The following is a 26,466-nucleotide window of genomic DNA, read 5'->3' on the forward strand; positions in this document are numbered from 1 at the left end:
ATGCCATAAAAATCGGTGTACATATAGATGGCATGATAATCGCTTTCACTTTTGCCACTGTTGGAGTGAAGCTGATCATTCCGCATTTTTACATTAAACCTGGAGGACACGATGTCAGTAGAAAAGGCATTAGAGCTGATTAAAGAAAGTGAAGCGAAGTTTGTAGATTTACGTTTTACCGATACAAAAGGTAAGGAACAACACGTATCTATCCCTGCGAGCGTTGTTGATGAAGAGTTTTTCGAAGAAGGTAAAATGTTCGATGGTTCTTCAATCGCTGGCTGGAAAGGCATCAATGAATCAGACATGGTGCTTCTTCCAGACGCAACAAGCTGCGTTGTTGACCCTTTCGCTGAAGAAACACAAGTAAACATTCGTTGTGACATTGTTGAACCTTCTACAATGGAAGGTTATGAGCGTGATCCACGTTCAGTTGCTCGCCGTGCAGAAGAATTCCTAAAATCAACTGGCATCGGTGACACATGTTTCTTTGGCCCAGAGCCAGAGTTTTTCCTTTTCGACGACGTTCGCTTCCACACTGACATGGCGGGTTCTTTCTACAAGATTGACTCTTCTGAAGCAAAATGGAACTCTGGCGAAGAGTTTGAAGGCGGCAACATGGCACACCGCCCTGGCGTTAAAGGCGGTTACTTCCCAGTACCACCAGTAGATTCTGCTCACGATATCCGTGCTGCAATGTGCCTAGTTATGGAAGAGATGGGCCTTGTTATCGAAGCTCACCACCACGAAGTAGCAACTGCTGGCCAAAACGAAATTGCTTGCGAATTCAACACGCTAGTTAAGAAAGCTGACGAAATCCAAGTTTACAAGTATGTTGTTCACAACGTTGCACACGCATACGGTCAAACAGCTACCTTTATGCCTAAGCCGCTTGTTGGCGATAACGGTTCTGGTATGCACTGTCACCAATCTATCTCTAAAGATGGCGTAAACATCTTTGCAGGTGACAAGTACGCTGGCCTTTCTGAGGAAGCACTTTATTACATCGGTGGTATTATCAAGCACGCGCGTGCAATCAACGCCTTTGCTAACGCTTCAACTAACTCATACAAGCGTCTAGTTCCTGGATTCGAAGCTCCGGTAATGCTTGCATACTCTGCACGTAACCGTTCTGCGTCTATTCGTATTCCTCACGTAACTAGCGATAAAGCACGTCGTATCGAAGTTCGTTTCCCTGACCCAACAGCTAACCCATACCTAGCGTTCACCGCTATGCTTATGGCGGGTATCGACGGTATTAAGAACAAGATCCACCCTGGCGATTCAATGGATAAAGACTTGTACGACTTACCGCCAGAAGAAGCTGCTGAAATCCCAACAGTTGCAAGCTCGCTAGAAATGGCGCTTGAAGCTCTTGATAACGACCGTGACTTCCTTAAAGCAGGTGGCGTTATGACTGACGACATGATTGATGCATACATCGACCTTAAATCTGAGGAAGTAACCAAACTTAACATGACTACTCACCCAGTTGAGTTCGACATGTACTACAGCGTGTAAATTCGCACTGTATAGCAATTTATACTAAAGCCCGCTCTGCGGGCTTTTTTTATGCGCGCTTATTATCTACTATGCATTTATGCCTATGCGACAACGTACTATTCAAAAGTGCATCGCCAATTCAATGAGCTAACCACAAACCTCGGTTTAATGTGGCCGCACTCAATCAGCGATAGGCTAAACATAAGAAGTGAGCAAGAGAGTAAGTTAGCCAACCAAAACCACATTGATTAGGTAACGACACGTGAAAAACATGAAGCTAAACATTTGCTTAATTTCAGTGCTAATGAGCGGCGCCTTCGGATTAACTCCTCTACACGCTGCTTTGCTTAGTCAAGATGCTAACGCCTCCGCTGCTGCAACGTCTTCTTCACCAATGACAATATACAAAGTGGTTGGAAAAGATGGGTCTGTGACTTACACCGACAAACCGCAGCAAAATTCAGAACCACTAGCGTTCGATGTAAAAACGCAAAACGTAGTAACCGCGGCAAAGGTTACCCCACCTACCCCTTCGAAGCCGGCTGCCCCCAAGCCCAACTATCGCGTAGTCATTAAGTCACCTGCACCTGAAGCGACAATTCGCAATAATTTGGGTGAATTCACTATCTCTGCCGCGCAACCTGGTGCACCTAAAGCGCCAATCTATCGATTAATATTTGACGACGCCCCATTAGTTAGCAATAGTTCAGGTGTCTTTAAGCTTTCTGGTATCCATCGTGGGGCACATACTTATAAAGTTGAACTCACTAACAATACGGGCAAGACTCTTGCATCGTCTCCATTACAAACCCTTTACCTGCATCAGGCATCGGCGTTAATCAATAACTAATAGCGTGCAACCATTGTTAAGTATGCGCACCATAGAGGTTCACTGAACATTTCTTCTTGAGCTCTTTATTCGCGCAGCGCATCATTGCAAGCTACAATGCACAATTATAGTGCAAAGGAGACGAGCTCGGATGCATTCCACCGAGTTAGAAACACAACAGCTAATCAATAGCCTCAATACCGCACTGGTAATGGTAGACAGCAAACTTACGATTGTTTACGCCAACCACGCGGGTGAGGCGTTGTTTGAGACTGGATTAAAACAACTTATTGGACACCCACTTCAAGATTTTTTCTTGCCGGGTACAATAGAAACCACTCGACTTAAAGCCGCCATCAGAAAAGGTGAAGATTTCACCGAAAACGAAATTAAGTTGGCTTTTCGAGATAATCGCTATGTATCTGCCGACCTAACCGTTACCAACTTGCACTTCGAAGACGGCCCACGACTGCTATTTGAAGTTAAAAAGATTGACCAGCAAAAGCGAATTTCTCGAGAAACTTTACAAAACGCGCAACATTACGCAGCACGGGAATTGGTTCGCGGCCTTGCCCACGAAATCAAAAACCCTCTTGGTGGTATTCGCGGTGCAGCACAGCTATTAGAAAAAGAGCTGATTGACGAGCACAAAGAATTTACAAGCATGATCATTGAGCAGTCTGATCGTTTGCGAAACTTAGTTGATCGCTTGCTAGGGCCCAATTCACTACCTCGATTTGAAGAAAGCAATGTACATCAAGCGCTAGAAAAAATACGCAGCTTAATGCGCTTTGACTCAGACAACCCTATAACCATAGTTCGTGACTACGATCCTAGTATTCCGCCGCTCATGTTAGACCCTGACATGATCCAGCAAGCGGTGCTCAATATTGTGCGCAACAGCGTTCAGGCACTAACAGAAAGCCAAACCCCTAACCCACAAATTAGGTTAATAACGCGAATAGAACGCCAAATGACAATTCAAACGAAACGTCACGCGCTGGTAGCAAAAATTAAAATTATTGATAACGGCCCGGGTATTCCGGCTGAAGTAAAAGACACACTTTTCTATCCCATGGTCACGAGCAAGCAAAATGGCTCTGGGTTGGGCTTGTCTATTTCACAAACCCTTATAAACCACCACGGCGGCAAAATTGATGTAGATAGCTACCCTGGTCACACTGAGTTCGTAATTTACATACCAATAGATCGTAAGGAGACAGACGATGACGAATGAGTCTGTGTGGATTGTCGATGATGACAGTTCTATTCGTTGGGTGCTGCAAAAGGCCTTACAAGCAGCCGATATCAGCTGTTTGAGTTTTGAAAACCCTGAAGATTTATTGCTTCAACTTCAAAGCGGCCAAGCCCCTGAAGTCATCATTTCAGATATAAGAATGCCACAAATGGACGGCATGACGTTACTAAACGAAGTGCACGCCTCACACCCAATGCTCCCCGTTATCATTATGACGGCGCATTCGGACTTAGACAGCGCAGTCAACGCCTATCAAAAAGGCGCGTTTGAATATTTACCAAAGCCATTTGATATTGACGAGGCGGTCACCTTATCGCAGCGCGCGCTTGCTCACGCAAGAGAACAGTCAACCGTTTCTAAAGCACAAGTGGAAGATGTAGTAACCGAAATCATTGGCGAAGCGCCTGCTATGCAGGAAGTATTTCGTGCAATAGGCCGCCTGTCTCGTTCTTCAATTAGCGTGCTTATTAACGGGCAATCAGGAACGGGTAAAGAGTTAGTTGCGCATGCCCTTCACAGACACAGTCCCAGAGCGAGTAAGCCCTTTATCGCACTCAATATGGCCGCCATTCCCGCCGACCTCGTAGAGTCAGAATTATTTGGCCATGAAAAAGGCGCGTTTACCGGCGCCCAAGCTGCTCGTCAGGGCCGCTTTGAACAGGCTGATGGAGGAACACTGTTCTTAGATGAAATAGGCGATATGCCATTAGATGTGCAAACCCGACTTTTACGGGTGCTTGCCGATGGCCAATTTTATCGCGTTGGTGGTCATCAGTCAGTGAGCGTGGACGTGCGCATAATCGCAGCCACCCACCAAAACCTAGAGCAGCGTGTTGCTGAAGGTAAATTTAGGGAAGATTTATTTCACCGCCTGAACGTTATTCGCGTGCATCTTCCATCGCTGAATGAACGCCGTGAAGACATTCCACTGCTAACGCGCCACTTTCTGCGTCGCGCAGCAAAAGAACTCGATGTAGAAGCTAAAAGTATTTCAAAAGATGCCGAGCGTGTAATGTCGCAACTCCCCTGGCCGGGTAATGTTCGACAGCTTGAAAACGTGTGCAGATGGTTAACCGTAATGGCAAGTGGCCAAGAAGTATTGCCAAGCGATTTACCGCCAGAGATTCACAGCGACAGTAGCATTGAGAAGCCCACCGCGGAGTCTGGCGATTGGCCTGAATTACTCGCTAGCTGGACCGACAAACAGCTTCGAGATGGTCATCATAATATCCTTAACGACGCGATGCTGACCTTTGAGCGCGTTATGCTTGAGCGAGCACTTCAGCACACTCACGGACACAAGCAAGATGCCGCTAAACGTTTAGGTTGGGGAAGAAATACGCTTACCCGTAAACTTAAGGAATTAAATGTAAATTAACGCATAAAAATCAAAAGGGGCATTTTCTAAAGTGACCCCAGTGATTGGTTAATCCAACTATTGGGAGTCACTTCATGTCATGTCGTGTCCTTTTCAATTTCCCTTACTCATCTTCATACACCAATATATCGCCAGGTTGGCACTGTAAATGGTGGCAAATTGCTTCTAATGTCGTGAACCGAACGCCTTTAACCTTGCCACTTTTCAAAAGCGACAAATTTGCCTCGGTTATTCCAATTTTCTGCGCCAGATCTTTAGAGCGAATTTTGCGCTTCGCCATCATAACGTCAAGGTTAACAAGAACAGGCATTACACAATCTCTTTATTTTCTTTATCTAACTCGGCCGCAGCGCTAAATAGGTGAACTAGCACAGGTAAGCACAACACTACAATTAATGACATGGGGTTAAGGCTTAAATCAATTGAACTATTGTCCACCACTAGGTAAGTGGCCAAAGGGGTCATTATCATTTTGTAGCAAACATAAAAAACCGTAATCCAAGATACGTATTTCGAGTAACGTAACGTGGCTTTTGCATAAAAAAGCCCTCTGCTTAGTGCAAGTAACAGGCGCTGAAGAAAATAGAATCCAAGCAGCCAGCAACCAATCAAGGGAGAGAAAATGATTGCTAATAAGAAATGTAACTCTTTGTACTGAAGCCACAAGGCGTCAAATTGATTGTCTCCAAAGGTTACCCACCACTGCCCTTGTGTTACGAAGCCGTAGATGGCAATACTAAAAAAAATGCCTACAGCAGCAAACAACATCATTCGAGTAAAGTGACTTACCTGTTTTAGATTTTCTATAGATTGCATTGCGCGCCCTTCTTGTCCTTTTTCTATAAGTTTACGCCACCGCTATCCACAACACAAAAAAACCTCACAAAACAGAAATATTTTATAACAAAACGCAAAAATATTATTGTATTACAATAATTAATTTCCTTTACAATTAAGAAAAACAACGAGGTAATTGTCATGTCAAATCACGCTAACGAAACTTCATATTTTTGCGCCAAACGCAGTTGTCTGCGTTGGATACTAATTGCGACTATGCTCATTAGTCTGTCAGGATGTCGCATTTGGGACATGGCTGCCTTTCAATGGAAAAATGAGAATGCGAAAATCGCTTGGCAAAGCGAGGGCAAAAACGCTGACAAAGAGTTCGTAAATAAATCCATAACCCAAACAGTAGTGCCTTTCACTATGCTCAATAACCACATTTTGGTGAATATTACGCTTAACAAAACTACGCCCCTGACTTTTGTATTAGACTCGGGCGCAGCCGCCACAGTTATTACCGAAACGGATAAAACCAATGTACTTAATTTATCTACGAATAAGCCAATCACAATTGGGGGAGCTGGAAGCGGTAAGGCACCAACGGCTTATATTGTGAGTGATGCCCATATTCAATTAGGTGGTTTTTCTATCGCCGATTTATCGGTAATTTACGCGCCAACATCTGCAATGCCGTTTCGCAGTGTAGATGAAACTTATTTCGACGGTGTACTTGGCGCTGATTTTTTTAATTGTTGTCTTGTAGAGATAAATCACGACGCTAAGACATTAATAATTACCAAACCGGACGATAACAGCAGAGCGCATTATCGCACTGAGCAGTGGCAGGAAATCGCAATGCCTGTAGAGAACAATACGCCCTACTTCACAACGACACTTCACGATAAAAAGAAACTGAAAACAGTAAAACTCATGCTAGATACTGGCTCGACAGGCACATTGAGCTTATTTGCTGAGAATGACCGTTTTGCGTTGCCAGATAAAACCTTTGTAGCAACAAGTACCGGAATTCAAGGGGATTCGGCTAATCTCGTGGGTTTACTCACTCACTTCTCTTTTGGCAACACCACGTTTGATCACCTACCAACATATTTCAGATTTGAAGGCAGTAATTCGCAGGACGGAAGCGACGGGGTAGTAGGCAATCAAATTTTAAAACGTTTTAACACTGTGTTTGATTTTTCTACAGAACGCATGTGGTACCAACCCAGTAAGCAATTTACTTCCTTTATAGGCACAAACCGTTCTGGCCTTCGCTTGCTCCCCCATTCCCGAGGTGCCATTGTCCTGGACGTTGCTGAAGACACTGGGGCTTTTGCCGCCAAGATCCCGATAAATAGTATCATCACTGAATTCGAGGGAAAGCCGGTTACTTATGCAAACTTCGATAAACTAAAAATGGTGCTGAGTCACCCTAAGAAGGAAACAGTGCCACTTTGTTGGGAATTCCAAAAACAGAAACACTGTAGTGAATTACAGCTTGATTCGAGAATTTAAAGGCAGCCTACCATTCAATTAGCACCTAATTCAAATTGAAACCAGAGGGCAGTGCTTACTGCCCTTTGGTTAAAAGTGCTGTCATTCCTTGATTGAAATGCCTTACCCATTTCATACTAAACTGCCCTTTAGCACTGCGATTTATCTCAATTACCGCCTCTTTTTTAGAAAGCACGTTGTCTTCATTGTGTGCTCTTGGATGTGTCATTGCATCGTAAGTATCAACAATAGCGAGCAACTTCGCACCTTCGCAGATATCGTCTTCTTTTATGCCCAGAGGATAACCCGTTCCGTCGGTGCGCTCGTGATGCTGCATCACAATTTTGCGCGCCATGTCCCATTGATCTAGGTGCTCTAACAAACGGGCACTTTTGTATACATGAGAGCGCATTAGATTAAATTCGATATCGCTTAGCGCATCTCCTTTATGTAAAAGCTTTAGTGGCATGAAGGCCATCCCGAAGTCGTGCACATAGCTGGCTACAGCAAGCTGGTCTTCATCGACAGGATTTTCTGCCACGTCGTTAATATACATGGCCAGTTTTGCAATGCGATCGCCACGACCAGCCCAATAGTTAGAGCGACGCTCAATGGTTTGCATTAAGTCTCGGAAAAATAGGATGTCTTGCTTTTTTTCACTACTGATATCCTTAGGGATACCTGTCGCTGCTAATGTAGGCGCCTTTATCTGAACGTTCTGGGGATCATCTTTATCAGCAACAATATCCAATGCTGGATTAAGTAATAGAACAGCTTCGGTCAGGCGCTTCTCATGCTCAGCGGAATTTTCAGGTGTCACACGGCCAATCGCTAAAACAAGCTGATTGTGAAGATTGTCATCATACTCAGCCTTACCATTGGCCATTACAGCCTCCACGAAGGCTTTCACTCTGTCCATAGTAAGCAGTACTAAGTCACTCATAGTGCTTGTGTACGCCACTTGCCCTTTACGCAAATAATCTAGCAAGTCTTCAACATGTTGCAAAAGCGGAATCATGGGAGAGAAATTAACGAGACCCAAGTCGCCTTTAATAGTGTGAATGGAACGAAATAGTGCACGCTGTAATTCATTGTCTTCCGGACGAAGCTCAAGTTCGATCAAGGTTTGTTCACTTGATTCATAGAGTTCGTTTATTTCCTCCATAAGGTCAGCAAGAATATCTTCTTCTAGGTCATCTGGAGTAAATGTCTGCATATAGTGGTTACCGAGTTAGGTTCGATTGCGCTTTTTATTATTGTAAACGGGTATCGGCAAAATTTCCTCATACTAAAGGTGATAAACATAGCGACTTTACCCACTTGTTTATGAGCTATACCTTCCATACTATAAAAACTCATCGGACAAGTGTACGCTGAAACTTCATCTATACTGCGCGCGTCAATTGTATCTAGGAGTTGTTTTGATCGCATTATTACGCATTCCGGCACTTTTTATCGCTTTTCTACTGATTAACATTATTCTGTTGGTTGTTTGCATAGCACGCCCTTTTCACAAAGATAACGTTCATGCTGCTGGAAGTTTATATTCGCTAATGGCCAAAATTGTTGGTCTTAAAATTGTTATTCAAAGGGATCCCGCAGTGAAAATGAATGAACCTTACGTTTTCATTGCGAATCATCAAAATAGCTTTGATGTTATTACGATTTGTAAAGCTGCACTGCCCGGCGTGGTGACCATTGGTAAAAAGAGCTTAAAGTGGATCCCTATTTTCGGCCAGATCTATTGGCTGTCGGGAAATATCATGATCGATAGAAAAAACTCAGGAAAAGCGCGTAACACCTTAGATATTGCCGCCAATCGCATCGCCAAGAAGAAAACATCCGTATGGCTATTTCCTGAAGGCACCAGAAGTTATGGCCGGGGTATTCTACCTTTCAAACAAGGCGCATTTCGTTTAGCCAAAACCACCAATGAGCCGGTTGTTATGGTAACGGCTAGCAATCTACACAACAAAGTAAAATGGAACCGATGGGACAACGGTATTGTACTCATTGATATTTCTGCGCCTGAACCGCTAACAGAAGAACGTTCGATCAAAGAGTGGATGGTGCACTTTAACGATGAAATGAAACAAAAGTTTGATGCGCTCAATACACAGGTCGATGAACTGGAAAAAAGCAGGTAAACTTGCGCCTAAATTGCTAACGAGTGTTTATTATGACCCAGTTCGATGAAAGAGAAGAGTGGTACGAATTTAACCAAGAAACGATTGATGCCCTTCTAGAAGATGGCAGTCAAGCCGATGCCGACTACACCATTGAGCACCATTTCGCCAGCACCGATTTCGACGTACTAGAAAAGGCGGCTGTTGATGCGTTCAAAGCCGGTTTTGAAGTGACAGATGCCGAAGAGCTTATTCTAGATGATGGCGAAACCATTTTCTGCTTCGACGCCGTGGTAGAAAGAAAGCTAGATATTGAAAAGCTTAATGCTGATTCAGACACTTTGCTAAAAATTGCCGATAAACACAACGTGACCTACGATGGATGGGGTACGTACTTTGAACCACGTGAGGAAGGTGAGTACGAAGAAGAAGACCATTATTTCGACGACTAAACTTCACTGTCACTTTATACGTTGAAGAGCCATTAAGTTACTCTTCAGCTTTTGTTCATCTTTTTCCGTCAACAATGACAATGTCATTATCGATTGGAAAAGGATGGACAGATGAAAAACTTAGTATTAGCACTTACTGCATACTCTGCTATCGCCACATTACAGCTTGCTCTTTTATCACCTGCACATGCAAATTCTGATAGTCAATCAGAAGATAAACAGGTTACCTCGACCGAATTCCGTTACGACAAACCCTTCGTAGCTTCAGAATCACTTTTACCTAAAACAACAGGCGATTTGCGAAGTGACAGCCTGGTTGAGCAGTCTGCCGTTAGCACTACCGCACAACAAAATACAGTTAGTAAAACGAATACACATCAGCAACATCTGGGTGTAAACAAATCATCAAGCGACATCGTAGTAAGCAGCGTTAACGAATTTTGGATTTATGAAAGTTGGGTTACGCTTGAACAAGACATTGATTACGACGGATATCACTCTACATTTTCAATCGAGTTTGATGCCGACACGATTTTCACACGAGCGCCTGTATACGCTGTTTTGTATTTAGGTAAAGACGGTATTTACGATGCGATTCACGTATCATCTGAATTTTATATTTATTCAGAAGATTCAACCGATACATTCACTATTGAGAGTTCATTAATATCTGGATTTCCATCTAGCGAATACGACATTTTGTTGGAGCTTTACGATGCAGATACTGAAGTCCTAGTGGCGTATATCGATGCCTATGACGACAGCGCATTGGCCTATCTTCCTCTTGAAAGTAAGAATAACGAGTACATCGTAGAAGATACGGTAGTAATAGTAGAAGAACACGGCGGTGCTTGGTCGTTACTTCCATTGTTTTTGTTAGGCGGCATTGTGCTTACAAGACGTGCAAGCAAACGTAATATCTAAACGCTAGTTAGTGTTACTTGTCTCAAAAAGATAGCTGATACACTCTCAATTTGCTTTCAGTTATCTTTTTGAGTGTTTTTTATTTCTTCAACCTCAACAATAACCTTTTCGACCAGCTTCACTCTGCCTTGCTTCACAAGCGCTTGCCTTAATACATACTCAATTTGTGCATTAACACTACGCAAGTCATCAGCGGCCCACCTTTCCATAGCGGCAAGTACATTTTCATTAATCCTAAGTGGATACGCTTTTTTCTTTGCCAAAATAAAAACCTTATGTACCACAGAGCAACTCTGCGGCACCAAAATTACAAACTTGAAACTCTACTAGTAAATTGTACCTGTATTAATAACAGGCTGCGTTGATTTATCACCGCACAGTACGACTAGTAGGTTACTAACCATTGTCGCTTTGCGCTCTTCATCTAACTCAACGACCCCTTTTTCATTTAGCCGTTGAAGGGCCATTTCAACCGTTCCCACAGCACCGTCTACAATTTGTTTGCGTGCTGCGACAATAGCTGAAGCTTGTTGACGCTGTAACATGGCACTTGCAATTTCTTGCGCGTAAGCAAGATGACTTATACGAGACTCTAATATGGTGATCCCTGCTTTCGCCAGACGCGCCTGTATTTCTTCTTGTAACCGCTCAGAGATCTCTATCGGATGACTGCGAAGGGCCACTTCCGCTTGCTCATCATCACGAGGATCGTAAGGAAAGCTACTCGCCATGTTCCGAATAGCAGATTCACTCTGAATGCGAACAAAGCTTTCATAATCGTCTACGTCAAACATCGCTTCAGCAGTATCGCTGACTTTCCAAACCACGATAGACGCAATTTCAATAGGGTTCCCTTGGTTGTCGTTCACCTTAATTCTGGCACTTTCAAAGTTTCTTATCCGCAACGAAATGTTAGCTCTGCGGAAAAAAGGAATAGTCCAACGCAAGCCAACTTCAGAAACGGTACCTACATAGCTGCCGAAAAATGTCATCACCTTAGCTTGGTTAGGCTGTACCATAAAATAGCCCAACCACAAACTGCCCACCAATATGCTAAGTACTCCGCCGATTTCAGAAATACCCGACACGGCGTAGAAAAATGCCGCAGCTTGTGCGATTAATAAGACACCGATCATCAAGTATCCGTTTACCGAAAACCCTTTCTTTTCTCTCATACCACCACCTCTTGATATCATTTTGATATCTTTATAAGTCATAAAAGGATTTCTCGCTAACGTTGATATGTAACTAAATATGTCAAAGCAACCATTAATTTTTAACGCTGGATAACATTTCTTGGTAACTCTATGAAATAGATGCCAGAATGAGATAAGGTCATCGTTTACTATGGACGTACGTTAATGACTTCAGATACTGATAAAAGCGCTGCTTCTTCTGTGCAGCGTCGTACCTTGCTAAAAGGCGGTCTTGCACTTGGGCTAACTGCGGGCATTGCCCCTTTTTCAATAGGAAAAGAAAAACCTACGCTACGAGTGCTGGGTACCCATGTCACACTCCAAGAGGCCATTCGCCAGCGCGCCATGGAAGACTTAGGCATTAATGTTGAGTTCGAACCTGGTGGCAGTGCAACCGTTCTTCAAAAGGCGTCAATGAACCCTGCGTCATTCGACCTCTATGAGCAATGGTCTAATAGCATTAATGTATTATGGCGCGCTCAAGCTATTCAACCCATTGAAAAAAAACGCCTTCAGTACTGGGAAGAAATAAATAATTTAAGTAAAACGGGCAAGCTTACTGAAAATGCGCGAATGGGTGCTGGTGATGCACCACATAAAATTATTAATGTGCAGGACGATGGCACGCTAGGCGCTAACCATACCGATACCATTAGTTTTTTACCCTACGTACACAACGTAGACTCTTTCGGCTATGACACGTCGACGTTGCCCCAAGAACTCCAGGGGCAAGAGGAAAGTTGGGGCTGGCTTCTAGACAGTCGCTACTCAGGAAAAGTAGGCATAGTGAACGATCCGACAATTGGGCTGTTCGATCTAGCACTAGCCGCCCAAGCCAAAGGGTTCATCCAATTTCAAGATATAGGTGCCATGACCGAATATGAACTTGATGATCTGTTTAGCTTACTTATAGAGTTGACTCAATTAAATCATTTCAATGGGTTTTGGACCTCAGTCCCCGAGTCAGTTGAGTTTATGAAAAGTGGACGGGTCGCTATTGAAAGTATGTTCTCCCCAGCGGTCTCTGTATTAAATGGTCAAGATATTCCGGTTACTTTTGCAGCACCAAAAGAAGGCTACCGCGGTTGGCATGGCGTAATGTGCCTATCTTCAGCCACTCAAGGCAGAGTGAAAGATGTGGCTTACGAATATATGAACTGGTGGTTGTCAGGGTGGGCTGGCGCATTTATAGCTAGGCAAGGCTACTATATTTCTAACCCTAAACGTTCGGCTCAGTATCTTTCAAAAGCAGAGTGGGACTACTGGTACAAGGGGCGAGTGGCATCTGAGCCCCTTGCGGGTCCCGACGGAAATATAAGTGTTAAAAAAGGTGCTCAGCGCAATGGTGGTAGTTATGAAGAGCGTTTTAGCAATGTTGCCGTATGGAACACCGTTATGCCAACCTATGAATACAGTTTACAAAAGTGGTACGAATTCATAACCGCATAATATCGCGTTACGTAAAAAACCATAACGTTAATGGAATAAGGCTTTTTTAGTTCACATGTTATCGTCAATTCGAATTCAGCTGGTCACCGTACTACTCGCTCTTATTGCGCTTATTTTGGCTCAGGGGTTTATTGCCAGAAAGAACCAAGAGGTTCTAAACAAAGGGGTAGCATCGGCTTCAAAAGCGGTGGTTGATGTGGCACTTGTAAAAGAACTTGAACGGGATGTGGTGGATTTACAGCGCAATGTACTCATATTCAAAGAGAATGCGAGTAAATCCGCCATTACTCGTTTCAGTCGGCTCATGCTGACCATTAACAGCAAACTCGACAAATTGGCGCTGGTAGGCGAAGACAACAGAGAACAGGAAGGAAACCATATTCTTACTAGAATGAGGGAGCATCTCAATGCCTACGAAGAGAACTTTGCCCAAGTTGTTGATGCCCGGTCAGAAAGAGATAACCTAATCGCAAGGGGTACACTATCTGATATTACGTTGCTGGAAAGGATACTCAGTGACGCAAAAGCAAAAGGTGACATATCTTCTGCCTCCGAAGAGCTGGCAAAAACGCTTCTTATTCGCGCAGAGAACGCGATGCTGAAATACCTGATGAAACCCGACATGAATTTTGTTCGGGCGTTCAATGAGGCCGCAGACTCACTACGCAATGCAACGTTAACACAAAACACCGCGCTTCAAGAAAGAGTGAAGGGGGTGTCGGAAAAAATCAAAGCCGATTTCGTTAAGCTGACTCAAATAACACAAGGTAATTTATTCTTAGTTAACGTTGTCATGGCTGGGTCCGCCAATGAGTTTCTCTATCTAAGTGGTGAATTAGCTAAAAAAGTTACCACCGATTCTGAAATAGCGACCCAACGCACTTACACGCTTGCCGAAAGCACACAGCGTAACGGAGAGCTATTTTCTTTAATTGCTATTTTGCTCGCTCTATCCGCAGCACTATTTGCCATGCTTCGCATCTTAGGTCCTATTCGTTCTATCACTTTAGTTTTTAATAAACTCGCGCAAGGCGTACAAATTTCCAATATTCCCGGTAGCAGTCGAAAAGACGAAATTGGCAAGCTAGCGAAAGCCGCTCTTGTCTTTAGTGGTAAAAACAGTGAGACAGAAAAGTTGCTAGATGAAGCGAGAACTATGAACTCGCAACTTGAAAGTTTAAATAAAGCGATGACTGAGGCGAAAATAAAAGCCGAACAAGCAACCGCTTCTAAGAGCATGTTTTTAGCCAATATGAGTCATGAGATCCGCACGCCAATGAATGGAATTATTGGCCTAATTGAGCTGGCACAGCAGCAAGCGCTCTCCACTACCGTTAAAGGGTATCTCGACAAGGCGGCGTATTCAGGGCAAATACTACTTAGTGTTATTAACGATATTCTCGACTTTTCTAAGATTGAAGCCGGTAAATTGAAAATTGAAGAAGTCAGCTTTTCTTTGCATTCACTGTTCGACAACCTTATCGCCGTGATTGCACTGCGCGCAAAAGAAAAGAACTTGTCGGTGCACTTTACGGTAAATCCAAAGATACCGCCGCAAGTTATTGGCGATCCACTACGCATTGCTCAAATCATTATGAATATTGGCAACAACGCTGTGAAATTCACCGAGCAAGGGCGTATAGATATTGAGTTCGACGGCAGCTTGAACGATAAAGGGAACCTGTTAAACCTCACCATGCGAATTACCGATTCCGGAATAGGCATGAGTGCAGCGCAGCTAAATAGAATATTTAAGCCTTTCACCCAAGCAGACGGCTCGACTAACAGAAAATATGGTGGCACCGGCCTGGGTCTTGCTATTGTCAGTCAACTCACTGAACTTATGAACGGCCGCCTTGATGCCACGTCTACAATGGGAAAAGGTAGTACATTTGAAGTTGAACTACCGCTAAAAGCATTTAAAAATCAACTCGGTGTACTTGAGCAAACACCTCAGCTACCTGTTGATAGCCTTTATGTTACTGAGGCTGCGTTGCTGCCCGAGGCATATTGCAACCAAATACAGCTGTCGACTAAATCTGCGCTATCGATAGAAGATACCAAGAATATCGCCGCTTTACCTGAACACATCATTGTAGATATTCATGAGTTCAGTGAGTTTAGGCAGAATATTGCTTGGTTAAACACGTTGTTAGAAAAAGGGAAGTCTGTTGGCCTGGTAATGGAAAGTGCAGGCAGCGCACTGCAATCTAAATACGACTCACTATGGAAGGGACCATTGATCATGCACCCTTTCACACCTGCGCAATTTGAACGCTTTGTTTACCAAGTGATATCTAAAGACGCAAATTATGACGGACATCATTTTAGTGACGAGGTAGAAGCAATTTCGCTTGAAGGCCACGTGCTTTTAGTAGAAGACAATAATATAAACCAGCTTGTCACCGGTGAAATGCTTACCAACCTTGGACTTACTTTCGACATTGCTGAAGATGGTAAGCAAGCCGTGCAAAAAGTAGAAAATGCTCCGCAGTACGATCTAATTTTAATGGATGTGCAAATGCCAGTGATGGACGGTTATGAAGCAACTGCACTACTTCGCGAAAAAGGCTTTACGAGCATACCTATTATTGGTCTTTCTGCTAACGCGATGAAGGAAGATAAGCAAAGCGCGATAGATGCGGGTATGAACGACTACCTTACTAAGCCAATAAAGCAAAAGTCATTGATAAGCATGCTAAAACAACATTTAGGCAAACAGCTGTGAGCAAATTAAGTAAATATACATATCAATACGAGACGCGTTGAGAATATAAAATAAGGCTAACCGCCTCTGATGTTTGTTTTGTATTCACGTTCCAATAAAAAAGGGTTACCTCTTCGATAACCCTTTAATTATTACAAAGCCCCTTTTCCAAGGGCGGCACCTAAAGCACTTTTATGGTTTCAAACTGCTCGTTAAGTTTGGCTAGGGCTTTTTCACCCTCTTCCAGCTTAGCGCGTTCTTTTTCAATTACCGCGTCTGGCGCATTGCTTACGAACTTCTCGTTACCCAACTTGCCACGAGTACGAGATACATCTTTCTCGATTTTCTCCATGGCTTTAGTAATACGAGCAAGCTCTGCATCTTTGTCGATAAGCCCTGCCATTGGGATAAGAATTTCCATCTCACCCACAAGCGCTGTGGCGCTGGCTGGCGCTTCTTCACCGTCTTTTAAAATAGTCACGGTTTCAAGCTTTGAAAGCTTATCGAGGAATGCCTTAGCCGCATCAAGACGACGCGCATCTTCGTCGCTTACATTTTTAAGTAGCGCATTCAGCGGTTTATTTGGCGAGATATCCATTTCACCACGGATGTTACGAATACCCACGATAAACTTCTTCACCCACTCAATATCGGCAAGCACCTTGTCGTCTTGTTTCGCTGCATCAACTTCAGGAAATGCCTGAACCATAATGCTTGCGCCCTCTTCCACCTTAAGTGCACTTAGTGGCACAACGCGCTGCCAGATAGTATCGGTGATAAATGGCATAAGCGGGTGCAATAAGCGAAGCAGGCTTTCAAGTACGTTAATAAGCGTATGACGCGTACCGCGCTTTTCAGCCTCGGTGCTGGCGTCATTGTTAAGCACAGGCTTAGTAAGTTCTAGGTACCAATCGCAGAACTGGTTCCAGGTAAACTCGTAAACGGTTTGTGCAGCAATGTCGAAACGGTAGTCTTCAAGGGCTTTTTCAAACTCAACAAGCGTCTGTTGGAACTTGGCCCAAACCCAGCGGTCAGCCATACTAAGCACCATTTCGCCACCGTCACGGCCTGTATCGTGCTCTTCTGTGTTCATCAATACGAAACGCGACGCGTTCCAAATTTTGTTACAGAAGTTGCGGTAGCCTTCAACACGGGCCATATCAAAGTTGATATCGCGGCTAGTTGACGCCATAGCTGCAAAAGTAAAGCGCAATGCATCTGTACCGTAGGCCTGAATGCCTTCAGGGAACTGTTTACGGGTACGCTTAGCAATCTTCTCAGCAAGCTGAGGCTGCATCATGCCAGCGGTGCGTTTAGTCACTAGCGATTCAATATCAATACCGTCAATCAAGTCGATTGGGTCAAGCACGTTGCCCTTCGACTTTGACATTTTATCGCCGTTCTCATCGCGGATAAGGCCAGTAATGTAGATGTCTTTGAACGGAATTTTGCCCGTGAACTTCTTGGTCATCATGATCATTCTGGCAACCCAGAAGAAGATGATGTCAAAGCCGGTTACTAGCACTGAAGACGGTACAAAAGTTTCTAGATCTGGCGTTTCTTCAGGCCAGCCCATGGTCGCGAACGGCCATAGTGCACTTGAGAACCAGGTATCTAGTACATCGTCGTCTTGTGAAAGGGTTACGTCACTGCCAAGGCCGTGTTTTTCGCGCACTTCTTCTTCGGTGCGGCCAACAAAAACGTTGCCGTTTTCGTCGTACCACGCCGGAATGCGGTGTCCCCACCACAGCTGACGTGAAATACACCAGTCTTGAATGTTGTGCATCCACTGGTAGTAGGTTTTGTTCCAGTTCTCTGGCACAAAACGAATTTCGCCGCTTTCAACCGCTTCAATCGCAGGTTTAGCAAGAGATTCAACGGCTACATACCACTGGTCAGTTAGGTATGGCTCAATTACCGCCCCCGTTCTGTCGCCACGTGGCACTTTAAGCTTGTGCGGCTCAATCTTAACCAATGCGCCTTGTGCGTCTAAATCAGCAACAATTTGCTTACGGGCGTCGAAGCGATCTAAACCGCGATACGCTTCTGGCGCATCATCGTTAATTTTCGCATCGTCGGTAAGAATGTTGATCATAGGCAAGTTATGACGCTTACCCATATCGTAGTCGTTGAAATCGTGAGCAGGCGTAATTTTCACGCAGCCTGTACCAAATTCTTGATCGACATAGTCATCGGCGATAACCGGAATTAAACGGCCAGTAATTGGTAGCTTAATTTCTTTGCCGATAAAGTCTTGATAACGCTCGTCATCAGGATGTACTGCAACCGCAGTGTCACCTAGCATAGTTTCAGGGCGCGTTGTTGCAACCACTAGCTCACCGCTACCATCTGCAAGTGGGTAGCGCATGTGCCACATGTGGCCGTCTTCTTCTTCGTTCAGTACTTCAAGATCAGATACTGCAGTGTGAAGCACGGGATCCCAGTTAACCAAACGCTTACCACGGTAAATAAGGCCTTCTTCGTGTAGTTTAACGAACACTTCAGTTACGGCTTTAGACAGGTCTTCGTCCATGGTGAATACTTCGCGAGACCAATCAGGTGAGGTACCTAAACGGCGCATTTGGCCAGTAATAGTACCGCCGCTGTGCTCTTTCCATTCCCACACTTTTTTGATGAAGTCTTCGCGACCTAAATCGTGGCGCGTCTTGCCTTGTGCATTAAGTTGGCGTTCTACCACCATTTGGGTAGCAATACCGGCGTGGTCAGTGCCCACTTGCCAAAGGGTATTGTCGCCCTTCATGCGATGATAACGGGTTAAGGCGTCCATAATGGTTTGTTGGAAACCATGGCCCATGTGAAGGCTACCGGTAACGTTTGGTGGCGGAAGCAAAATACAATAAGGGTCGCCGCTACCTGAAGCTTTAAATAAACCCGCCTCTTCCCATGACTTGTAGCATTGCTGCTCGATGGACTGCGGTTCGAAGGTTTTATCCATTACACACTCTCAAATTGAAGCTAAACGCGAATGACTTATGCAGATTTGAACTGCATGTTGCATCCAGCTTGCTGATAGTTTTTGTATCTTACCCGCGCGGCCTGTTTGGCGTTCTCGTCCACGGGCACAAAATCGATGATTTGACGATGCTGGTTGGGTGAAGGCACCATACCGGAACCCACATTAACCACCATTTGTCGTCTGGCGACCTGCTCTGGCCGCCAGCAAATTTCCACCGGCGTTCCCGACTGGGGCCCTTCACCATAAAGGTTATGGGGCACAAAGCGGTCGGCTGGCAGCTGCCACAACAATTCATCAACGTCTTCAGCTTGCGCCTGTGTATCGCACAGCACGCTAATTTTTTGCTTATTGGCAAACGCTGAGGCAATAACTTCACTGGCGCGGCCTGCCACGCCATTGTCATTACTGGTAAGTTGATAAAATATCACTTGTGGCATGAATAATTAGTCCTCTAACTTGATATCAGCACGGTTCATTAAGAACTGAGACAGCATAGGCACTGGACGGCCTGTTGCGCCTTTGTTCTTACCACTGCGCCATGCCGTACCGGCAATATCAAGGTGAGCCCAGTTGTATTTCTTAGTGAAGCGTGACAAGAAACAACCTGCGGTGATAGACCCAGCTGGGCGGCCACCAAGGTTAGTCATGTCGGCAAACGGACTTTCAAGCTGCTCTTGGTAATCGTCCCATAGCGGTAAGCGCCATGCGCGATCTGAGCTTTGCTCTGACGCATTAAGTAGTTCGTGAGCAAGCGGATTGTGCGTGCTCATCACCGCTGTTGCATGGTGACCAAGTGCGATAATCGCTGCGCCAGTTAGCGTGGCTACGTCAATCACTAGCTCTGGGTCGAAGCGCTCTACGTAGGTTAGCGCGTCGCACAATACCAAACGGCCTTCCGCATCAGTATTTAGTACTTCAACGGTTTGACCCGACATGGTCGTTAAAATGTCACCTGGACGGTACGCTTTTCCATCTGGCATGTTTTCACAGCCTGCCAATACACCGATAACGTTAATTGGCAGGTTGAGCGCTGCGATAGTATGCATGGTACCCAGTACGCCTGCAGCACCACCCATGTCGTACTTCATTTCATCCATGGCTTCGCCTGGCTTAATTGAAATGCCGCCCGAATCGAACGTAAGACCTTTTCCAACAAGCACAATTGGCGCTTGATCAGTAGGGCCACCGCGGTGATGCATAATACTCATCATGCTTTCATTTGCAGAGCCACGACCAACGGCAAGGTAAGACTGCATGCCCAGCTCTGCCATTTGAGTTTCATCTACGACTTCAGCGGTTACGCTCTCATACTGGCTGGCAAGCTCTTGCGCTTGCTGCCACAGATACGCAGGGTTACAGATGTTTGGCGGCATGTTAGCCACGTCTTTGGTTACTTTCGAACCACGAGCTACCGCTAAACCATGCTCAACTGCACGTTCGCCTACAGTAAGTTCACGACGTGTAGGAACATTAAATACAATTTTACGCAGTGGACGGCGAGGCTCGCCTTTTTTGGTTTTAAGCTGCATGAAGGTGTAAAGCGTATCTTCAGTCGCTTCTACGGCTTGGCGTACTTTCCAATACGTATCTCGGCCTTTAACGTGCAGCTCTGTTAAGAAACACACCGCTTCCATCGAGCCCGTTTCATTCAATGTTTGAATGGTTTTGGCGATTATGTTTTTGTACTGGCGCTCGTCTAATTCGCGCTCTTTACCACAACCGACTAGAAGCACGCGCTCACTTAGTACATTTGGCACGTTGTGTAGCAACAACATTTGGCCCGCTTTACCTTCAAGGTCGCCACGGCGTAGCAAGTTGCTGATATAACCTTCACTGATTTCGTCTAGTTGTTCAGCCACTGCCGTTAGGCGGCGCGGCTCGAAGACACCCACAACAATACATGCACTGCGTTGTTTTTCAGGACTGCCACTTTTTACACTAAACTCCACGATATCACCTCGCTTTTCGTCGTTTATGGTTTGCACGATGACTAAAATCACGTAACGTTTCGCGCTGCTTTATGTTTTAATACGCAGCATAACTTTTTAGTTCGCTGCAATTCACGCTTACAGACCTATTGAATATAGGTTAAATTTGCGTCAAAACACCATGCAAACGGTTTATGATTGCAGGCAAAACTTGTAAAAACGGTAAGTTTAAACAAAATTGTGCTTTCTTTCACTAAAATTCCTAATTTTCCGGAAGGGCTGAGATGCTGATATTCCGCTATTTACTTAAGGAAACGCTGAAATCTCAGTTAGCGATTTTCTTTATCCTAATGGCAATTTTTGTCACCCTAAGATTTGTGCGTGTTTTAGGCGACGCATCCGATGGTGATATTCCCGCTGGGCTAGTGCTTGGTTTTTTAGGTTTATATGCCCCTATTCTCTCCTCACTAGTGCTGCCAATCAGTGCCTACTTGGGCATTATGCTGGCGCATGGCAGGCTGTATGTAGACAGCGAAATGACGGTAATGCGTGCCTGTGGTATCAGTGAATGGTACGTCACACGGGTGATGCTGTTTTTATCAGTACTCATTATGATAGTCACAGGCGCAATCACACTTTATTTCGCGCCTCTCGCCGCGGAAAACGAGTATCAACTTCGAGAAAAAGCCCGTAATGAAGCGGGAATATCGGCGCTAATGCCAGGTAGATTCCAGCAAACGGGTAACGAAAAAGCGGTTATTTTTGTGCATGACGTGGACAGTAACGATAAACTACAACGTGTGTTTTTATCGCAAAATCAGTCAGATGATAATGAAGGCGACGTGCGCGTTGTGTATGCACAAACCGGTGAAGTCGCCAATAACCCAGACGGTACTCGAAACCTAGTGTTAAAAGAAGGGATGCAGTACGAAGGTAAGCAGTCTGACAGGGCTTTCCGCAAAGTAGAGTTCGACGAGTATCAAATTCAAATTGCCGATAAACCGGCGGATGAAACCCGACGCAAGGTAAGCGTATTGCCAACTGACCAATTGTGGGAAGACGACAGTATTGAAGCCAGAGCCGAACTTCAGTGGCGCATTGCCATACCGCTTTCAATTCCGTTTTTGGTGTTAATTGCGGTTCCGCTTAGCGCTGTCGATCCGCGTCAGGGACGTTTTGGCAAAATGTTCCCCGCCATACTGCTTTACTTGGGTTATTTTTTACTGCTACTTGCAAGTAGGCGCGTATTGGAAGACGGCAAAATGCCCCCACAGCTAGGCTTGTGGTGGGTGCACACCATCATGCTGATCATTGGCGTCATGTTGATTGTGCGAGACAGAAAAACTGGCACAGAGCTTCGCGCTTGGCTATTGGGGAAAAAGTAGATGTTTAAGATCCTCGATTTATACATAGCGCGAACGCTGTTAGGCACTATAACCGTTACGTTAAGTGTGCTTATTGGCTTAAGCGCGCTAATAAAATTTGTAGAACAACTGCGTAAAATTGGCGAAGGCGACTATGACATGCTGGTCGCTTTTATCTACGTATTACTAAGCTTACCCCGTGATTTAGAGCAGTTCTTCCCCATGGCAACCCTACTTGGCGGCCTTATCGGAATGGGTGTATTGGCTAGCAACAGCGAGCTGGTGGTGATGCAAGCCGCAGGCATGAGCCGCTGGAACATCATAAACTCGGCAATGAAGTCGACGCTTGTAATGATCTTATTAGTGATGGCCGTAGGTGAATGGGTAACGCCTTACAGCGAAACCAAGGCAAAGCAAATAAGAACAGAGGCCATTTCAGGCGGTAGCTTATTTTCTTCCGATAAGCTTGTGTGGGCAAAAGATGGCGACCGATTTGTAAGTATAGGCCAAGTGCTCACCCAAGACTCACTCAAAGATGTGAGTATTTTCAGTTTTAACCCTGACTTGTCGCTAGAGAGCATAACTCACGCTAAAAATGGAGCGTTCGACGGTGACGGTTGGTGGCTAAGTGATGTTGAATTGACCAAGTTTACAGACACGAAAGTTATGGTAGATGAGAACAACCGCATGCGTTGGAATTCAACACTGACCCCAGATAAATTAGGCATTGTAGCCGTTAAGCCAGAGGCTTTATCTATTACTGGGCTATTGGATTATGTGAACTACCTGGAAAATAACGACCAAGACCCCTCTAGGTATCAACTCGCTTTATGGCGCAAGGTGTTTCAGCCTATTTCAGTAGGCGTAATGCTGTTAATGGCATTGTCGTTCATCTTTGGCCCGCTGCGTAGTGTTACCATGGGTGCGCGCGTTATTATGGGCGTACTGACAGGCTTCGGTTTCTTTATTCTTAACGAAGTATTTGGCCCAGTGAGTTTGGTATATCAGCTGCCGCCGTTCTTGGGCGCTTTACTACCAAGTCTACTGTTTGCTGCTATCGCAGGTGTGATGCTGAGACGTTGACCTAACTCTCTGCATTCGACCAATTTAAAGGTTAAAGCCTATAAAAAAAGAGGCTTCTTTCAGCCTCTTTTTCATATTTTTTTTAGCGCCCTACAGAACGTTTCTACCAGCTCTTGTGATCGTTCGCTTCTTTGGTCAGCTTCAACACTTCGGTTTTTGCTAGTCGGTCTTGCAGTGACTGTTTATTTTTAAAATCAAATAGAACAAGTAACGTGCCTAATCCACCTAACGATGCGATTAAGCGAATAAACAAGCGTGGCCATGTCATTGGTTCTTCAACCGTACTATAAATTCGCAAACGCCATGCACGCATGCCTAGGGTTTGCCCGCCTCTGCGCCAAAACCACAAGAAAAAACCAGCTATCCACAAGCCTACCCACGTTTGAATAAGCAGTTTATAGCCTAAAGAAGCTTGAATAAGATCGGCAGGTTCAGCATAACCTTGGAGATCAAGCGCACCATTTTTCAGCATGACCACCAGCGTTACAATCATGACCATGGCCGCACACATCCCTACGGCAGTGGCCACTAGCGTATCGTAAATCATGGCCAACAACCGACGCACGAACCCTGCTCGCTCAAACGATGAACTAGCAGTCTCTGCGTTGAGCGTGTTTTTATCATCCTTCGCCATAAGGTGTTTAGGTGATGTGGAGTTCTTTTTGGCTTTTTTGTTGTGTCTCGCCACTGGCTTCTCTTTGTTTCATTAACAACGGCGTTTATTTTGACACAAGCTGCTGATAGCTTAAACAATATAAACGACACTTACTGCCTTTTAATAAAGTTGCAACCACCCAATTTGCCTTCGAGAAAATTTACTGACTTTTGCATCTAACCCTCATAGTTAAGCGTTATTATAATTACAAACGGATGATGGAAGTAAATAACGGTGACAAAAATAACTCTAGTAAAAACACTTATAGCAAGTTCCTTTGCATTTAGTATTTCACCTGCATTGGCAATAGATAACCCAGAGGGTGATATCGAGCACATTCGAGTGCATGGTGATTTATCGGTAAAAGACGGTGAGTTTATCTCAGCTTCTCAGGGGTGGGTGTCTGGTAGCACGTTGATTGAGCGCCCAATGCTGCGCGCCGGCGAAATACTGGAGTTTATCCCAGGCATGATGGTGACTCAACACAGCGGTTCGGGAAAAGCTAACCAGTACTTTCTGCGCGGGTTTAACCTCGACCATGGCACCGATTTCACTGTCAGCGTAGATGGCATGCCGGTAAACATGCGAAGCCACGGACACGGTCAAGGCTACAGTGACCTTAACTTTATAATCCCCGAATTTATCGACAACCTAAGCTACTTCAAAGGCACCTATTATGCCAACATCGGCGATTTTTCCAGCGCTGGCGGGGCGTTCTTCAATTTAAGAAATTCACTTGAGCAAAACCAATTGTTCTTAGGCTTAGGTGAATATGGGTTTAAGCGGGCTGTTGCATTAAACCACTTTGAAGCTGGTGAAAGCCGCGTTATTACGGCGCTGGAATATCAAACTTATGACGGCCCGTGGACTGACGTTGACGAAAATGTAAAAAAGAAAAACGCCCACATTCGTTACATTACGCCCTTGCTAGACGGACAACTTACTATCACAGGTATGGCCTACGATAATAGCTGGAATGGGGCTGACCAAATCCCTGAACGCGCTATTGAAAGCGGCTTAATAGATCGTCTTGGTTCTATCGACACCCAAGTTGGCGGCGATTCGTCTCGCTATAGTCTCTCCGCAAACTATACGAGTGATACATGGAATGCCTCACTGTATGCCATAGATACAACGCTAAGCCTTTTCTCTAATTTTACTTACTTCCTTGATAACCCAGAGACAGGCGATCAATTCGAACAGGCCGACGACAGGCAAATTTACGGTGGTGAAATATTCACTACCCTCCCCTTAGCACTTACGGATGGAAGCAGCATTACCCTAGGCGGCCAGTGGCGTTTTGACAACATTGATAACGTGGGGTTGTATCGCACCCAAAACTTAACCCGCTTTGGCACTATCCGAGAAGACGAGATAAACAGCAACAGCTATGCATTTTTTGCTCAGTCAAACATTATATTGAGTGACGCACTTAGCCTGTCATTAGGCGGTCGATACGATTACTTAGATGTGGACGTAACCAGCAATCTTAGGGCTAATTCAGGAAGCGAAAGTGACGGTTTATTTACCCTTAAAGCTGGCTTGAAGTACAGTGTTTCAGACCAACTCACCGCATTTACCAACATTGGGCAGGGCTTTCATTCCAACGATGCAAGAGGAGCAACAATTAGCATAGACCCGGTAAGTGGTGACACCACCGAAGCTGCTCCATTGTTAGTAAAGAGCCTTGGCTATGAAGCGGGTGTTAACTATACTGATAATAAAACCTATAACCTATCTGCTGCCCTGTGGCGCTTAGAGCTTGATAGCGAACTGGTTTACGTGGGCGACGCCGGTTTTACCGAGGCCAGCCGACCCTCTGAAAGGCACGGTATCGAAGTAAGTGCCTACTATTGGATCAGCCATCACCTTACTGCTGACACTGAAGCAGCGTGGACAAAAGCAAGGTTTAGTGACAGTGTGGAGGGAGAAGGTCGTCACATAGACGGAACAGTGCCGGGCGTAGTCAGTGCAGGTCTGACCTATTACCAACAAAGTAATCAATTAGGGTTTAGCTATACTTTACGTGGCCGCTATTTGAGCTCTCGTACCGTTGAAAGCTTCGATGAAATTTCACCACCTTCAACATTTTTATTGAATGCGCAGGTTGCATACCGTCAGCCGTCATGGGATGTAACATTAGAAGTGCTGAACGCCCTAGATAGCGACGATCACGATATTGATTATTTTTACGCATCTAGGCTGCCCGGTGAGCCAGAGGAAGGGATTGAGGATTTGCATTATCACCCTGTCGAGCCAAGAAATGTTCGCCTTACGTTATCAATAAAGTACTAGTACATAAAACGCTTCAATGCTTAGAGGTCTTTTTGTGATTAAGCAAACATTCGGGCAGTGGTAAA

General features: G+C 44.9%; 22 protein-coding genes. 13 read left to right on the plus strand and 9 right to left on the minus strand.

The features are described from left to right. The first annotated feature begins 111 nt into the window (after positions 1–111). The 4 genes from glnA to glnG all read left to right on the plus strand — a co-directional run bounded on the left by glnA (position 112) and on the right by glnG (position 4,968). Positions 112–1,521, plus strand: coding sequence for a glutamate--ammonia ligase (glnA, locus tag V7R42_RS10035; RefSeq protein WP_014980177.1), 1,410 nt, complete (start codon positions 112–114; stop codon positions 1,519–1,521). A 244-nt stretch (positions 1,522–1,765) separates the two neighbouring features. Next, complete coding sequence (locus V7R42_RS10040) at positions 1,766–2,353, plus strand: DUF4124 domain-containing protein (protein WP_438823647.1); 588 nt, start codon at positions 1,766–1,768, stop codon at positions 2,351–2,353. A 130-nt stretch (positions 2,354–2,483) separates the two neighbouring features. Continuing rightward, positions 2,484–3,569: a nitrogen regulation protein NR(II) gene (gene glnL / locus V7R42_RS10045; protein ID WP_334020044.1), complete on the plus strand. Its 1,086-nt coding sequence runs from the start codon at positions 2,484–2,486 to the stop codon at positions 3,567–3,569. After that, positions 3,559–4,968, plus strand: coding sequence for a nitrogen regulation protein NR(I) (gene glnG, locus V7R42_RS10050; RefSeq protein WP_334020045.1), 1,410 nt, complete (start codon positions 3,559–3,561; stop codon positions 4,966–4,968). The genes glnL and glnG overlap by 11 nt, the downstream gene beginning before the upstream one ends. A gap of 103 nt (positions 4,969–5,071) precedes the next feature. On the opposite strand, the gene V7R42_RS10055 is transcribed toward glnG, so the two are convergent. Beyond that, positions 5,072–5,278 carry a helix-turn-helix domain-containing protein gene (locus V7R42_RS10055; RefSeq protein ID WP_071815852.1) on the minus strand — a complete coding sequence of 69 codons (207 nt, stop codon included), beginning with the start codon at positions 5,276–5,278 and terminating at the stop codon, positions 5,072–5,074. Beyond that, positions 5,278–5,784 (minus strand): hypothetical protein, encoded by a 507-nt coding sequence (locus V7R42_RS10060; RefSeq protein ID WP_334020046.1) that lies wholly within the window; start codon positions 5,782–5,784, stop codon positions 5,278–5,280. Before V7R42_RS10060 ends, V7R42_RS10055 begins: the two co-directional genes overlap by 1 nt. 162 nt (positions 5,785–5,946) lie before the next feature. Here V7R42_RS10060 and V7R42_RS10065 point away from each other — a divergent pair, with 162 nt between their 5' ends. Further along, positions 5,947–7,266 (plus strand): aspartyl protease family protein, encoded by a 1,320-nt coding sequence (locus tag V7R42_RS10065; RefSeq protein WP_334020047.1) that lies wholly within the window; start codon positions 5,947–5,949, stop codon positions 7,264–7,266. Between the two features lie 55 nt (positions 7,267–7,321). On the opposite strand, the gene V7R42_RS10070 is transcribed toward V7R42_RS10065, so the two are convergent. Then, positions 7,322–8,461, minus strand: coding sequence for an HD-GYP domain-containing protein (locus V7R42_RS10070; RefSeq protein ID WP_334020048.1), 1,140 nt, complete (start codon positions 8,459–8,461; stop codon positions 7,322–7,324). 205 nt (positions 8,462–8,666) lie between these two features. Between V7R42_RS10070 and V7R42_RS10075 the strand changes: the two genes are divergently transcribed. From V7R42_RS10075 to V7R42_RS10085, 3 genes are all read left to right on the plus strand, one after another. Further along, positions 8,667–9,392, plus strand: coding sequence for a 1-acylglycerol-3-phosphate O-acyltransferase (locus V7R42_RS10075; protein ID WP_334020049.1), 726 nt, complete (start codon positions 8,667–8,669; stop codon positions 9,390–9,392). Positions 9,393–9,424: 32 nt separating this feature from the next. After that, positions 9,425–9,823, plus strand: a complete 399-nt coding sequence (gene rraB / locus V7R42_RS10080) for a ribonuclease E inhibitor RraB (RefSeq protein ID WP_334020050.1) — start codon at positions 9,425–9,427, stop codon at positions 9,821–9,823. Between the two features lie 111 nt (positions 9,824–9,934). Then, entirely contained in the window at positions 9,935–10,747 is an 813-nt protein-coding gene (locus tag V7R42_RS10085; protein ID WP_334020051.1) for a choice-of-anchor H family protein, read from the plus strand. 56 nt (positions 10,748–10,803) lie between these two features. Here the strand turns inward: V7R42_RS10085 and V7R42_RS10090 are convergent, their stop codons facing one another. After that, positions 10,804–11,010: a hypothetical protein gene (locus V7R42_RS10090; protein WP_334020052.1), complete on the minus strand. Its 207-nt coding sequence runs from the start codon at positions 11,008–11,010 to the stop codon at positions 10,804–10,806. 63 nt (positions 11,011–11,073) lie between these two features. Then, complete coding sequence (locus V7R42_RS10095; RefSeq protein ID WP_334020053.1) at positions 11,074–11,922, minus strand: SPFH domain-containing protein; 849 nt, start codon at positions 11,920–11,922, stop codon at positions 11,074–11,076. Between the two features lie 186 nt (positions 11,923–12,108). Between V7R42_RS10095 and V7R42_RS10100 the strand changes: the two genes are divergently transcribed. Then, positions 12,109–13,392 carry an ABC transporter substrate-binding protein gene (locus tag V7R42_RS10100; protein ID WP_334020054.1) on the plus strand — a complete coding sequence of 428 codons (1,284 nt, stop codon included), beginning with the start codon at positions 12,109–12,111 and terminating at the stop codon, positions 13,390–13,392. 55 nt (positions 13,393–13,447) lie between these two features. Further along, positions 13,448–16,120 (plus strand): hybrid sensor histidine kinase/response regulator, encoded by a 2,673-nt coding sequence (locus V7R42_RS10105; RefSeq protein ID WP_334020055.1) that lies wholly within the window; start codon positions 13,448–13,450, stop codon positions 16,118–16,120. Positions 16,121–16,280: 160 nt separating this feature from the next. Here the strand turns inward: V7R42_RS10105 and V7R42_RS10110 are convergent, their stop codons facing one another. From V7R42_RS10110 to pepA, 3 genes are read right to left on the minus strand one after another with little or no spacing between them, the layout of a single operon-like run. After that, entirely contained in the window at positions 16,281–19,055 is a 2,775-nt protein-coding gene (locus tag V7R42_RS10110; protein WP_334020056.1) for a valine--tRNA ligase, read from the minus strand. A 35-nt stretch (positions 19,056–19,090) separates the two neighbouring features. Continuing rightward, positions 19,091–19,513: a DNA polymerase III subunit chi gene (locus tag V7R42_RS10115; RefSeq protein WP_334020057.1), complete on the minus strand. Its 423-nt coding sequence runs from the start codon at positions 19,511–19,513 to the stop codon at positions 19,091–19,093. Positions 19,514–19,519: 6 nt separating this feature from the next. Next, on the minus strand, positions 19,520–21,025 hold the full coding sequence (pepA, locus tag V7R42_RS10120) for a leucyl aminopeptidase (protein ID WP_334020142.1): 1,506 nt from the start codon (positions 21,023–21,025) through the stop codon (positions 19,520–19,522). 263 nt (positions 21,026–21,288) lie between these two features. Between pepA and lptF the strand changes: the two genes are divergently transcribed. After that, positions 21,289–22,389, plus strand: a complete 1,101-nt coding sequence (lptF, locus tag V7R42_RS10125; RefSeq protein ID WP_334020058.1) for an LPS export ABC transporter permease LptF — start codon at positions 21,289–21,291, stop codon at positions 22,387–22,389. Further along, on the plus strand, positions 22,390–23,451 hold the full coding sequence (lptG, locus tag V7R42_RS10130) for an LPS export ABC transporter permease LptG (protein WP_334020059.1): 1,062 nt from the start codon (positions 22,390–22,392) through the stop codon (positions 23,449–23,451). It abuts the gene before it with no gap. A gap of 103 nt (positions 23,452–23,554) precedes the next feature. Here lptG and V7R42_RS10135 read toward each other — a convergent pair whose 3' ends face one another. Continuing rightward, positions 23,555–24,139 (minus strand): RDD family protein, encoded by a 585-nt coding sequence (locus tag V7R42_RS10135; protein ID WP_334020060.1) that lies wholly within the window; start codon positions 24,137–24,139, stop codon positions 23,555–23,557. Between the two features lie 201 nt (positions 24,140–24,340). Here V7R42_RS10135 and V7R42_RS10140 point away from each other — a divergent pair, with 201 nt between their 5' ends. Next, positions 24,341–26,401 carry a TonB-dependent receptor gene (locus tag V7R42_RS10140; RefSeq protein WP_334020061.1) on the plus strand — a complete coding sequence of 687 codons (2,061 nt, stop codon included), beginning with the start codon at positions 24,341–24,343 and terminating at the stop codon, positions 26,399–26,401. The last annotated feature ends 65 nt before the right edge of the window (positions 26,402–26,466 follow it).

The sequence above is a fragment of the Alteromonas sp. S015 genome, assembly GCF_036864485.1.
Lineage (GTDB): Bacteria > Pseudomonadota > Gammaproteobacteria > Enterobacterales > Alteromonadaceae > Alteromonas.